We start from the raw sequence: 13,082 nt of genomic DNA, 5'->3' as shown, positions 1-13,082 counted from the left end.
AATTAAACCATTTTTGAACCGTTATATACTATTCTCGCTAAACATTCCATTACAATTCTTTCCATTTCATCAACTGATTCGTTGGCGTTCATGGTAGTAAATTGCAGGTTTTCAAAAAACTTTCCTACTTGGATATTTACCACTTTTGGACCCGAACCGGAAACGGTTTCACCCGCTGATTTTCCAGATGCGTTATTTGAAGCCATTAATGAACCTCCGGCACCTAATGGCGAATCGTCTGGACTTTCATCTTTTGGTGTCTTAGGAGTAATTAAGGTTTTTGTACCTTTTACATTAATTGTATTATTGCCTTTTATCCACTTGTAAAAAGCTTCTATTTTATTTAAAATAGGTTCTACAAGGTTGTTCCAAACCCAAAGAATGCCATCTAAAACAACACCTATAGCATCACCAATATTTTTCATGTACCATCCAATAAACCTAAAAACGTCCTTTAGAATTTCACTTTTACGCACAAACTCTACTATTCGACTTACAAAATCCCAAAGCTTAAGAGCTATGTTTTGGATAATTGGGTACATGACGTTAAAAAGGCTTTTAGCTATTGCAACCCATTCACTCCACTTGCCTGTACCGCTAACAATTTGGGTAACATAGTCGACCGCTTTACCTACACCGTTGGCAAATGCATCGATATAAGGTTGTGCACGCTCAATCATAGGACCAATACCATTAGCGAACTTAATTCCCATATCGAGAAACTTATTGATAACTGGTGAAAACGCATCACCTAAATCAGATGCTGCAGTCGTAAAGTTATCCTTAACAGTGTCCCATTTTCCAGATTTTGTTTGCGATTGCGCCGCCATAGCTCCCTCATAAATACCTCCTTTAGAATTTGCCATCGCCAGAGTTTTTGCAAGGTCTTCATAAGTGACTTCCATTTCCTTGACCTGGTCAATACTTTTGCCTGTTGATTGTGCCAACATGGTATAAATATTAATTCCGGCTATTCCAAATTGTCGAATGTCCATTGCTGTAGCTTTCCCGACTGTCTTAATTTGTTGCATATTAGCGGCCATCCTTGATAAAATATCATTTCCGCCACCAACAGCCGAAACGGCGTTAGCTAAATTCATAGTATCAGTTCTGGCTGCCTTAGCATTCAGTCCCGCTGAAATCAAAGAACGATTTACCTCTAAAAGCGAGGCAGTATCAAAAGGCGTTGCATTTGCATCCTCTCTAATATTTTTATATGCATCTTGCGCGCCCTGCTTGCCTAAAAAAGTAGTCAATCCAGTAATTGCTCGCTCTTTTTCAAAGCTTTTTTCAATCATTGTGCCAACACCAGCAGTTACCACGTTTAGCAACATTGAAACACCAGAGGAAGCTAAATTGCCAATCATAGAACCAATTGCAACGCCTCCAACACCTAAACCTTTAGAACTGCTACCAGAGGAAAAACTTGTATTGCCCGAATGACTAACCGATTGCCTTTGTAAAGAGGCTAGCTCACGTCGAGCCATTGCAATTTGACTAGGAATAGTACTTCTGCTAATTGTGTCTTCAACTTGTCTAATTTTATTCTGTAGCTCGGCAAAGCTCATTCCTAAAATACGGTTGCGACCAGTCATTTGATTAGCCGATTGACTCATCCTGTTAAACACGGACTGAGAAGTCGAACCTAATCGGGTTAGGTTCGAGCTTGCCATGTCACGCATTCTTAAAACAAAATCAATCGTGTTATTCATAACCTAAGTTTCTTCTTTTTTTGATAATTCAAGTGCAATCCCGGTCCGATAGAAAAATGTTTCATCACCCCAATCTTTTAAGGCATTTGCTCCGAATTTCATACACCCAAATACAATCAGGTGATCTAGTCCTGCTTTTTTATTCTGGCAATCTTTTATGCCTTTATTACTAAGCGCGAAAAAACTCGGCTTTCTTCCCTTCCAAGATGTTGTTTATCTGTAAGAAAACAGAAATGAATTTTTCTTCATCTTCGATTAGGATAATATCACCATCCAACCAAAGTTGCTCCATCACCATTGCAACAGCTTTGCTCAGTCCGGCACTTCCTATCGCTTCCATATAGTCGCCTAAGTCATCGGCTGTCGGAGGTCTTAAAACTGCCAAGTCAGTTTCGTGTTTTAAATAGATCAACTTACGGCCTCCAGCTAGTTGCTTCCATTCCTCTAACTTTGGCTCCCCAAATTTTTCGATATATGGTGTTAAATCAAACTCTTTAAGTTTTTCAACTTCTTTGGCTTTACGATTAGCGAAAGCGCCTTTTAAATTTCCTTTGTTTACTGCAGTTTTTGTCATTTGTTTGTTTTTGATGTTATGGTAATCTTACATTCATTGCCAGGTAAGGCAATGTTATTTCTCTAAACTTTGCATTTTGTTCCAGATCAACACCTGATTCCGTAAAAGCAACACCTGAAGCGATGTATGTAGAGATTGGGTCAACCAATCTTTTTCGATATGTACAAGTGATTACAATTAGCTCATGTGGTACCTCGGTAATGTCTTCAAATCCTGCAATTCTTGCGGCTTTGTTCATGGCATCAGCTTCAAAACCTAATACCTTTATACTTCCTGAATTTTTCTTGTTACCAGATTGAATATCGATAGCTTCATCACCAGCCCCGTATAAATGTTCTTTTTCAACTTCTTTTTTGAAGCTAAACCCGCGTAATCCTTTAATTGTTCGCGTTAGAATTTTAATCTCAAAATTTGCAAATGCACACTCTGATGAACTTATATTTATATTCATAGCTATAAATTAGCAGTTAAACCTATTTTTACTTTAATCCAGGTCAAATAGCCAAGAGGCAAAACTTTGACTTCAATCGCTCCAGTGCTAGTATTAATTATATCTACATCAGTTGGTACATTAACATCAATATCACTTACCTGACCCGCTAATTGTGATCTCAATTGTTGAGAGATTGTTTCTTCTAAATCTTTCGCATCGGTCCCATTGATGGTTCCATCAGCATTCACACGAACAGAAGTTTCTAACATTGGAGTTGCGGCTGCTGTAGCAATTCTTTGAGCTTTATCAATTATTCTGCCGTGCACTAAGATTCTGAAATCGTCATTAGTCGCCATATTATCTCTTGCAAAATAATATCCTGCTGATCCGTCACGTCGATGCATTATGATGTAACCTGCATTGGCAAAAATATCTAGTTCCTCCGGGTAATAATCTTCGATAGCTCTGTCACCGATAAATGCATCAGAAATAGTCAAAGGACCATTTTGCCCATTGCCAATTTTTATATGAGATTGGTATTTAACTGATCTGGCCAAAGCCAAAGCAACACCACTGGCGCCAGAACCATCTTTCAAATTGCTACCAAGTACAACACCCGCAAAACCATTCCCAACCGTATTAGGTTCGAACAAATCAGCTTCTAAATCGGCAACTCTACCCTCAATAAGCATTCTAACAGGCTTATTGATTGATTGCTGATATTGTCCTAATGTTTTAGATGCTAACAATGCGTCCTCTACATCTTTATCCAAAAAGAGATTTTCTGACATTGCGTAAGCCTCGCTTGGCTTGCGAATTAACCCGACAATGGTGATTTTACCTTGTACTGAATTAAGTAACTTTTTAAGACCGTTTGCATTAGTCGAAGTAACCATTTGCGTAAGAGTCATTGTGTCTTCAACTCCAAGAATAGTTAAAGCCTTATTACCTCCCAACTCCTGATAGAACACCTCAATAGCCTTGTTTAAAAATGGTTCCGCTGCAACGGTGTAACCCTTTGCTATTGCATCATCATAACCAAAAACAGTTTCAATTACACCTATTTTAGTTTGGGCCGTTCCCATAAGTCCTGCAACACCATCCATAATTTGCAACTGACGTTGGAGGTTGCCCGAGGCTACTGCTACAGTAACCTTTGGCGTTCCGGTTCCTAGTTCCATTATTCTTGACTTTCTAAATTAGCTTTTGCTTTTGTAATAGCCTCTAAAAGGTCTTTTTTAGAATTTGAAGCACTTTCAAGGGCTAAACCTTTAACAATTGCCTTGATGACCTCATAATCTGATTCGAAATCAAAAACTTTCAAATCTTCAATAGTGTAAACTTTTTTGAGTTGGGTTTTAGGGGGTGTGATTGAAATTTCAAACAGCTCATCTGTTGATTCAAAAACATCAGTAGCAGAAATACTGCTATTAGTTTCGGCATTAACAAAATTGTCTTCAATCTGCTGGAAACCTAAAGAGACTAATTTATCAACTCTCAATTTTAATTTAGCTTCTTTTTCTTCAGGCGTTTCAGTTGCGATGCCAGTTTCAATATCAGGACCAAGTACTTCTATGTTCGATAATTCGTAATCACTTCTGTAATGAGAATTAACTTTATTGTCTTTTAGCCCGTTTGCATGACTGTCAGCAGTTCCTTTAGTGTGAAATACTCTGTTGTCAGATGTAATATGACATTCATTGCTTGATGGGTGTCTGTCGAAATAATCGACCGCTTTTTCGTTTGACATTTTAAACAGTATTTAATTAGTATTTAATAACATTTGTTTTTTGTAGCACGACAACAATTATAAAAAGTGCTAACAGGGTTAAAAACAATCGACCACAATAAATTTGAGTTAATTGCCACCACGAAAGTTCTCGTTCAACCGGATAAGGTATTTTTTTGATTATTTGTTGATGTTCTTTAGTGTAAACATCTTTCCATTGTGCAAACAACTTAATTGCCTCAGCCTTACAGTCAACGGTTAATATATTATCCTGTAAATTGACTTTTGGAGGTTCTAAATGTTTCCCTGGTGTAGACACTGGTTTTACATCTTTATTCATAACGACCTTTCCGTTAACACATTCCAGATAGGCTTTATAATAGCTATTATCTTGTGGGATTTTAAAAGTTGTATCGCGTACTACTTCTTTTGTAGTTACCGTTGTAGTGGTTTCGATTGTTGTTGGCGGTACAACACTAGAGCTTTTACAAGCCACTAGTGTTGTAGCCAAAACAACAAAACAAAAAATGGACAGACAGAATTTTAATTTTAGGTTTTTCATACTCTTAAATATGCTTTAATTGTGGATTTGTTTCGTTTTCTTCGACACACTTTGTAACCTTCCCGGCTACCATCATCGTTAGTATTACCTTCAATGGTGTGGATAATGTTTTTTTCTACCTTTTCAACTAATCCAGTATGTCCTTGACCTTTGCCAAAGTCCATGATAAAAATGTCTCCGGGCTGTGGTTCCTTAACTACTAATTCTTTTTTAAAGTTTAGCATTGCCAAAACTCCTGCAGTTTTTGCAAGAGGATTTGTGATACCTAATTGTATTGATGCTTCTTTGGTGCACCAATAAACAAATGCCATACACCAAGCATAGCCTTTGCCAAGTCCTACAGACTTTAAATATTTTTCTACTGCTGGACCTGCGTTACTGTTTTTTGGAATTTCTTCAACTCCTAACTGTGTAATCGATACAGCTAATGTTTTTTGTCCTAATGTGCTCACTATATTTTTCCGTTAAGTTGTTTGAACTTTTGTAACTCCTCCACTAGATGCTGATTTATACCCATTAATTCACGGTGTTGCGCTTCCATTGTTTTTATGGTTTCCGTTGCAGCAGTTAATCTGCTTGCCATATCGTCAAGTAAATCACGATAGTATTTTACAGCATTCACTGCATTATCTAGTTCAGCAGCTCGATCTTCAGCAAGATTTTTTCTCTTTGAAAATATATAGGTGATTAATGCAGAAAAAAAAGCAGTTAATATTGGGAATACAAATTGGTCCATGTAGTTGTTTTAAAAAAAGGTTTCTACTATAGGCGTAGAAACCTTTTGGATATATATAATATTTTAATTCATTAAGCAGATTGAACTACAACTCCAACACCTTTCCAGTCTTCACGACGACAACGACCGCCCATTTTTACAAGTCCTGAGTGAATATCGCCATAGTACAATGGGTTCTCCATGTCTTGGAAAAGCTTAGTATCTCCCAATGACTTGGTTACACTGTTCTTTTGCCAAAAGATGCTTGCCAGATTATCAGTTGCAGCCAAAGCCTCTCCAGGTAATCTAAACACTCCCGCAGATGATAATGCTAATACTGAACTTCTTTCAAGAATTGTAAAACCCGCATATTTTCCAACAACACCATTAGCCAAATCAGCAGTAGCTTGAAAGGCCGCCATTTCGTTTGTGGTTAATGAATTTTGAAACTGTTTTAACATAAAACTTTCAAGCATTGCGTAACGATCTTGTTTTGGCACATTGTCTTTATTAAAAGTTGCCTGCATAAGATCAAACTCTGCGAATGTGAATCCTTTTCTAGTACCAGTCTGGCCATCTACTGGATTTACAGCTGTTGCAGTACCGGCAGTACCGATATGTCTTGCAACGGGTAAAAATTCAACAGTTGTGCCACCGCCAACGGCAGGTTTGATACCTTTAATCCAGTTATACGTCAATTCGTCACCAATACTTTCTGCTAAGGTGTCGGTATGATCTGCTAAAAGGCTATCTTGTTTTTCGTAGCTGATTTCAAGTGTTTCAGAAGTCAACAGTGCTGTTGGATCTGTTGTAAATACGTCAAGTACATAAGCAATTGCAGTATCACCTCTTTGAACCGCTGTAGCCGCCCCAAAACCTCTATTTTTTACAACATTTGGTTTAGCTCCCGCTTGTGGAATATAGACAACAGAACCACCAACAATAAATTTGCTTTCATCAAAACAAAGTGCAATGTGTGGATTTGTTTTACGTAGTTTCTCTACGATATAAGATGCCCAAAACTCTTGGGGTATTTTTGGATTTGCCATAATTAAATTGGATTATGAATTAGGATATTTTTCTTTTTTTAATTTATCGTACAAATCAGGAAGCTGAATACGTACGGTTTCTAATTGGTCAGATTGGTATAAATCATCCCATTTTTTTCCAGCAAATACGGAAGCGTCTTTATTATCTCCCAACTGATCTGTAATCAATGTTTGCGCTGGCATCGCATCGATTAAGTCTTTTAAACCTTTTGGATCAGCTTTAAAGCTTTCTCCTAATTTTGCAGAAACTTCCTTAGTTAATTTCTTGTCAGCTTCACCTTTTGAAAGTAAGTCTTGAACTTCTTTGGCTACATGTGAATCTTTCAAATCAGACAATTCTTTTTCCTTTTCAGTTAAAGCTTTGGTTTTATCTGCTAAATCTTTTTGCAGTCCAGGTATTTTATTGGCTTTGTCAATTAAGTCCTGAAATGCACCGTTTGCATCTTCATCACTTGAATTGTCACTTAAATTCAATGCGGTCAAAAAGCCCGCGGTTAAAATGATTTTTTTCATGTTATTGGGTTTAGTTTTTTTTAAATCTGAAAGGTTTAATTCGTTGTCATCAATATCAAAAAGATCGGCAAGTGCATTGTAATTGCCCGGAATATCAACAAGCGATATTTCACGAGGAAACCACTTTGTAATAGTAGGTCCTGTTTGATCTGGCAACATCAATGATTTTAAGTCGGTATAATCCAACACAACTATTTTTCCAACGCTGGCCGCATTCAAGAAACCGTTTTCGATCTCTGAAACAATCGTCTCACCTTGTGGATGAGCCAAATTGATAATCGGTTTTGCATAAACCTTATCATTATCGATTCTAAAGTCTTCCCAACGCACCACAACACCGTTGTCGCGGTTGTGCATTTTAAAACCGATAGGGTTTTTCTTGACTTCATCTACCAATAAACCAGACGTTAAACATCGATAGCCATATACATTCACTGAGTCGTCAGTGATGCAAAATTCTTTATCGATTTTTTTCTGTTTTGGTGTACTCATTAAGCTTTCATGTTTATATGTGTTTTAAAGTGAGTACAAACTTGCGAATGTTTGCAAAGCATTGAAAATAAAGACGTAAGGATTGCACACATATTTTAAAATGGGGTTGTTTTGGGTCAATTTTGCCATGTAATCAAGAGTAAAATGGGAATTTCCAAAGCACAAGAGCGGGAGTATGCTCGAATATTATATGTAAATGAGCGAATCACTTTTAAAGAGATTGCTGAACGTACAGGCGTAACCGAAAAGACAATAGGAAAGTGGGCAGAATTAGACAATTGGGCGAAGCTTCGAAAAAGCCTATTGACAACTAAGGAGGCGCAACTTGTGCATTGGTATAATCAATTGGAGGCATTAAACGAATTGATTGCAAAACGTGATGTTCCGATTCCGGAATCTAAGGAAGCGGACATAATGAGTAAAATAACCGCAAACATCCAACGCCTGGAAACCGAAATAGGTTTAGGTGAATATGTGGAGGTTTCAAGAAAATTATTAACGTTCATTCAATCTGTTGATTTAGGTGATGCAAAAAAATTCAAGAATTACATCGATGAGTTTATCAACTCAAAATTAAAAAATGGCTAAAAGAGTTACCGACAAGGAATATTTAGAGTTATGGCGTGAGTTCTGTGAAAACATGGACAATGCTACTCCTATAGATTTAAGCGAAACTCATTCGGCAAAAATCAAGAGAAAACAACATCTTGAAAAACATCCTGAGGAATGGTTTAAATACTATTTCCCAATGTATTATACAAGTGAGCCCGCGCCATTTCATATAAGGGCTACAAAAAGAGTTATAGCTAATCCCGAATGGTATGAAGTTCGTTCGTGGTCGAGAGAACTTTCAAAGTCAGGTCGAACCATGATGGAAACTTTGTACCTGGGTATAGCTGATATTCCGGTTGACATAAAAGTAGATACTATCCTTTTAGTATCTGATTCATTAGATAATGCTGAAAGATTACTATTACCATATAAAGGAAGTTTAGAAAGTAATAATCGTATCATTAATGATTATGGTGTTCAAAAAAAGATAGGAGGTTGGGAATCTACCGAATTTACAACTCGAAAAGGTTTGGCTTTTCGTGGTATTGGAGCAGGTCAATCGCCTCGTGGAACTCGTAATAAAGCAAAGAGACCTAATCTAATTTTGATTGACGATATTGATACCGACGAAATATGCCGTAATCCAGAAAGGGTAAAGGAACGTGTTAAATGGATTGAACAAGCTTTAATTCCAACCCGTTCAATTTCTAGTGGATTAAGAATTATTGCTTGTGGAAACATTATTGCAAAGTATTGTTGTATTACCGAAATGGGTAAAAAAGCTGATATTCACGAAGTCATTAATATTCGTGATAAAGAAGGAAAAAGTACTTGGCCTCAAAAAAATACAGAAGCAAATATCGACAGGGTTCTTTCTTTGATAAGTTACGAAAGTTACCAAAAAGAGTACTTCAATAACCCAATGGATGGTGGTGATACTTTTAAAGATATTATTTTCGAAAAGTGTCCACAACTACGCCATTGTGATAATGTTGTAATTTATGCCGATCCGGCACCTAGTAATTCAGATAAAACCAATGCAAGTAGCAAGGCAATTACTATTGTAGCCAACAAGGGACTTAACTATTACATCCAAAAAGTTTGGGTTGATCAAATGAGTAACGCTAAGTTTTGTGAATACCTATTTGAAGCGCATGACATTTGTAAGCGTGGCGGAGTTGACCCAGTTTATATATGGATAGAAAACAATTCACTTCAAAATCCATTTTACGAGCAGGTTATTTTACCTCATATATACAGAATAAACGAAGAAAGAAATTCCTTTTTACCAATCCGCCCGGATGACCGCAAGAAGCCTGAAAAATACGCAAGAATTGAGGGAGGGCTTGAACCACTAAACCGTTTAGGACATCTGATTTTTAATGTAGTGGAGAAAACCAATCCACATATGGAGCGACTTGTTGCACAGTTTACCAGTTTCAGCCGAAAAGCAAAGCTAATGGATGGACCCGATTGTGTCGAAGGTGCTGTCTGGACTATAAAAGAAGTACAAATCACAACGGCTACCGGAGCAATCGAAAGTTTCAAACGTCAAGCCAATAAACATAGAATGTAATGTTAGTACAACCATCAGAATTAAACACCGAATTATACCCGGAAGTTATTGCAGCAATAACCCGAAGCAATCCGAACGAAACAATTACTCAAATCAAAGCAGCTGAGGATTTTTGTAAATCATACCTGTTTAAATATGATTTAAAAGCACTTTTTGGCGATGATTACGTAGAACCGGCATTAGCTCCAACAGTTGTAGATGAAAATTTAAAGAAGACAATTAAAGTAATTGCCTCTTATTGGTTGGTACGAAAATCAAATCCAAATGTCAATTTAGAGTTATTTCGCGAAGATTGGGAGTTGATGATTGGTAACAAGGAAGTACCCGGATGGCTGTTTGATATTAAAGAGGGAAATATAAATCCAAACTGGCCTTATAAACAAGATGATCCAGAAACACCAGAAGACGAAAGTACATTGAATGATGGTGTTTTCTGGGGTTCTAACCAAAAACGCATCCAAAGATTTTAAACCATGGAAAATAAAGAAAAAGAGGCTTATATCATTCACGACTTAACACTCGTGTCTCCTGACCGTAGCAGTAAAGACATCGGAAAACTAAAAGAAAGCGTCGTTACTGCTGAAAGTGTTTATTATCCTAATCGTGTCATGCTATATGACTTGTATCACGACATCCTTTCAATGGATGGTTTTTTGCGTGGTATTATTCAAAAAAGGATAGATGCTGTACTTAATAAAAAATTAAAATTCATTAAAAAAGACGGCAAACAGGATGATGACTTAACTGCCTTAATTAAGAGTGAAAAAGGACGTGAATTGACTACTTTAATAATGGAATCTAAAATTTGGGGAATTTCAGGTGTTGAGTTTATTATAGGTGAAGAACTGACCTTTAAAGAAGTTGAAAGAAAGCACATTAAACCCGAGAAAGGATTAATTACCAAATCGCAATACGGACTTTCAGAACAAGACGGTTATGCTTACGAAGACATGCCTTTTGTTTGGGTTGTAGGTAAACCAAAAGATTTAGGATTGCTTTTAGCGTGTTCTATTTATGGAATATATAAACGTGGAACCTTTGGAGATTATGCACAATACGTTGAGATTTTCGGGCAACCTGTTCGAATCATGAAGTATGATGCGTATGATACAAAAACCAAACAAGAGCTTAAAACTCTACTAACCGATAGCGGTTCATCGCTTGCGATGATGATACCAAAACAAGCCGAATTTGAAATGCTTGACGGCAAAACCTCAAATGGTGACGGTAAGCTTCAACTTGGTTTAAAAGATGCATGTAACGAAGAAATGGCAATCGCCATTTTGGGAAATACAGAAACAACTTCATCCAGTAAGTCGAGCGGTTATGCACAATCAAAAGAGCACGGAGAACAACAGGACGAATTGACTATTTCAGATTTGATTTTTGTTGAAAATCTATTAAACAGCAAAAAGTTTAAACAGATTTTAAAATCATATGGCTATAACGTCGATGGTCAATTTGAGTTTGAACTTGATCTTGATTTGACCAAGTTAAAAATGCGAATGGAAATTGATGTGGTTGTGAGTTCAAAAGTTCCTGTAGGTGATGATTATTGGTATGAAACATATAAAATTCCAAAGCCTGATAACTACGATGAGTTAAAAGCAAAAATGGAACTGGCAAACCAGGAACCGGCACCGGAACCAAACGATAATAATTCTAAAAAACCATCGCGTCAACAACCCCCAAAATCGCAACTAACCGAAACCAGAAAGCAAAACCTAATGGATTTACTTTTTAAAGGTTTAGCGGATTTTTTCGACCAAGCCCGACATTAGTCGGGCAATTAAATAATTTATATAGTTTAGATTGTACCTGTTGTATTGATCTTGAACTGGATGATTTAGCAGCCGACAATTGGGATGACATCTACGCAAAAATTGCAAGGCAGTTAATGAATGGTGAAGACCTAAATACTGATGCTGTTTACAACAGAACAGCAACGCAATTAATAAAGGCTGTCAATAGTGGATTAGGACCTTCATTTGACGATAATGAAAGCCGTAAAGTTTTAAAAGATGCATTCACACTAAATGTGGAACAATTCAGTTACGCTAAAACGTTAACTCAATTTCACTTATTTAAAGATGCCGTTTTCAATCTTAAAGGGCAACAGCGAAGCTTTGAATCTATAAAAAAAATAGTTGCTGATACTGGCGAAGTATTCAATAAAAATTATCTATCAGCAGAAGTGAAATACGTCACTCAAAGCTCTATAATGGCTCGTAAGTGGCATACGATGGATGCGGAATACTTGCAGTTTTCAACTGTTGGTGATAGTGCTGTACGTCCAGAACATAGGATTTTTGACAAGTTTACAGCTCTCAAAACAGATAAAATTTGGCTTCGTTTATACACTCCATTGGCGTGGGGTTGTCGATGTACAATTATACCAGGTATCGCAAGAAATCTAAGTAAAGAATTTGATAGTGATTGGGCTAATGTAATGGTCAATCCTTTGATAAAAGACACCATTTTCGATAACAATGCTGCATTGAGTAATGTGATATTTAATGATAGGCACCCATACTTTAAAGTAAAGGATCAGGATAAAATAAAAGCACCTGAAGAACCGAAAAAAGAAAGTTCAATAAACCTGCATGATTATATAAAGGGTAATTTACCAACTGATAAAGAAATCAAAACGATATTAACTAAATATGCTGAATTTTCACCGGAAGATTTCAGACGCGGGTTAGATGAAGTGAAGTTTTTAAAGTCTACTTCATACATGATGCAACATTCTATGTATCACAATACGTCAACTGGTGACTGGGCTAGCGGTTCAATAATTACATTAAGTAAGCATGAGTTTAGCAGTATTAAGTTTAATCCGCTTGAAGAATTTAGAAACGGTTTAGCGGCCATTAAAAGCGGTAAGAAAATGACCTTTAACCAGGAATATTCTTTTGAAAGTTTATGGGCATGAAATTTTGCACGCAAAAACCAAATCAGCACTAAGTCATTGAGCGCAGTTGGTACTAAAAATATGGAAACTATAAATCAGTTTTGTGCAAGGCATACTTACCCAGACTTTATGAAAAAGTTTGGAGGTAAAGCAATCCACCAAAAAGAAATTCTGGAAAACGGTTACGGCTAAAAAAAGTTGGATTACTGAATTTAGAGGTACGCTTTTAAAAATGCTAAATATTGATGAAAAGCAAGCGGTAAA

At 36.8% G+C, this 13,082-nt stretch carries 15 protein-coding genes; 5 read left to right on the top strand and 10 right to left on the bottom strand.

Annotation, left to right across the window (positions count from 1 at the left end; all coding sequences use genetic code 11):
* Positions 1 to 2 precede the first annotated feature (2 nt).
* From QWY99_RS00310 to QWY99_RS00265, 10 genes are all read right to left on the bottom strand, one after another.
* Complete coding sequence (locus QWY99_RS00310) at positions 3 to 1,712, bottom strand: tape measure protein (protein ID WP_290259678.1); 1,710 nt, start codon at positions 1,710 to 1,712, stop codon at positions 3 to 5.
* Positions 1,713 to 1,881: 169 nt separating this feature from the next.
* Positions 1,882 to 2,286, bottom strand: a complete 405-nt coding sequence (locus QWY99_RS00305; RefSeq protein WP_290259676.1) for a hypothetical protein — start codon at positions 2,284 to 2,286, stop codon at positions 1,882 to 1,884.
* A gap of 16 nt (positions 2,287 to 2,302) precedes the next feature.
* Positions 2,303 to 2,737: a hypothetical protein gene (locus QWY99_RS00300; protein WP_290259673.1), complete on the bottom strand. Its 435-nt coding sequence runs from the start codon at positions 2,735 to 2,737 to the stop codon at positions 2,303 to 2,305.
* Positions 2,738 to 2,739: 2 nt separating this feature from the next.
* Positions 2,740 to 3,900: a DUF2586 family protein gene (locus tag QWY99_RS00295; protein WP_290259671.1), complete on the bottom strand. Its 1,161-nt coding sequence runs from the start codon at positions 3,898 to 3,900 to the stop codon at positions 2,740 to 2,742.
* A complete protein-coding gene (locus QWY99_RS00290; RefSeq protein WP_290259669.1) occupies positions 3,900 to 4,469 on the bottom strand; it encodes a hypothetical protein in 570 nt (189 codons plus the stop codon). Before QWY99_RS00290 ends, QWY99_RS00295 begins: the two co-directional genes overlap by 1 nt.
* Before the next feature lie 16 nt (positions 4,470 to 4,485).
* Complete coding sequence (locus QWY99_RS00285) at positions 4,486 to 5,010, bottom strand: hypothetical protein (protein WP_290259667.1); 525 nt, start codon at positions 5,008 to 5,010, stop codon at positions 4,486 to 4,488.
* Complete coding sequence (locus QWY99_RS00280) at positions 5,007 to 5,462, bottom strand: CHAP domain-containing protein (RefSeq protein WP_290259664.1); 456 nt, start codon at positions 5,460 to 5,462, stop codon at positions 5,007 to 5,009. The genes QWY99_RS00285 and QWY99_RS00280 overlap by 4 nt, the downstream gene beginning before the upstream one ends.
* Positions 5,462 to 5,746 carry a hypothetical protein gene (locus tag QWY99_RS00275; RefSeq protein ID WP_290259663.1) on the bottom strand — a complete coding sequence of 95 codons (285 nt, stop codon included), beginning with the start codon at positions 5,744 to 5,746 and terminating at the stop codon, positions 5,462 to 5,464. Before QWY99_RS00275 ends, QWY99_RS00280 begins: the two co-directional genes overlap by 1 nt.
* 71 nt (positions 5,747 to 5,817) lie before the next feature.
* Positions 5,818 to 6,774, bottom strand: a complete 957-nt coding sequence (locus QWY99_RS00270; protein WP_290259661.1) for a hypothetical protein — start codon at positions 6,772 to 6,774, stop codon at positions 5,818 to 5,820.
* Between the two features lie 12 nt (positions 6,775 to 6,786).
* Positions 6,787 to 7,779 (bottom strand): hypothetical protein, encoded by a 993-nt coding sequence (locus tag QWY99_RS00265; protein ID WP_290259659.1) that lies wholly within the window; start codon positions 7,777 to 7,779, stop codon positions 6,787 to 6,789.
* Positions 7,780 to 7,923: 144 nt separating this feature from the next.
* On the opposite strand from QWY99_RS00265, the gene QWY99_RS00260 reads away from it, so the two are divergent.
* The 5 genes from QWY99_RS00260 (at position 7,924) to QWY99_RS00240 (ending at position 12,839) form a co-directional block, all read left to right on the top strand.
* A complete protein-coding gene (locus QWY99_RS00260) occupies positions 7,924 to 8,367 on the top strand; it encodes a terminase gpP N-terminus-related DNA-binding protein (protein ID WP_290259657.1) in 444 nt (147 codons plus the stop codon).
* Positions 8,360 to 9,907: a hypothetical protein gene (locus QWY99_RS00255; RefSeq protein ID WP_290259655.1), complete on the top strand. Its 1,548-nt coding sequence runs from the start codon at positions 8,360 to 8,362 to the stop codon at positions 9,905 to 9,907. Before QWY99_RS00260 ends, QWY99_RS00255 begins: the two co-directional genes overlap by 8 nt.
* Positions 9,907 to 10,377 carry a hypothetical protein gene (locus QWY99_RS00250; RefSeq protein WP_290259653.1) on the top strand — a complete coding sequence of 157 codons (471 nt, stop codon included), beginning with the start codon at positions 9,907 to 9,909 and terminating at the stop codon, positions 10,375 to 10,377. Before QWY99_RS00255 ends, QWY99_RS00250 begins: the two co-directional genes overlap by 1 nt.
* Positions 10,378 to 10,380: 3 nt before the next feature.
* Positions 10,381 to 11,688, top strand: a complete 1,308-nt coding sequence (locus tag QWY99_RS00245) for a phage portal protein family protein (protein ID WP_290259650.1) — start codon at positions 10,381 to 10,383, stop codon at positions 11,686 to 11,688.
* A 116-nt stretch (positions 11,689 to 11,804) separates the two neighbouring features.
* Entirely contained in the window at positions 11,805 to 12,839 is a 1,035-nt protein-coding gene (locus QWY99_RS00240; RefSeq protein ID WP_290259649.1) for a putative phage head morphogenesis protein, read from the top strand.
* The last annotated feature ends 243 nt before the right edge of the window (positions 12,840 to 13,082 follow it).

It is taken from the genome of Flavobacterium branchiarum (assembly GCF_030409845.1).
Lineage (GTDB): Bacteria > Bacteroidota > Bacteroidia > Flavobacteriales > Flavobacteriaceae > Flavobacterium > Flavobacterium branchiarum.
Note: the sequence above shows the minus strand (reverse complement) of the source record. Positions and strands in the feature narration are given on the sequence as shown.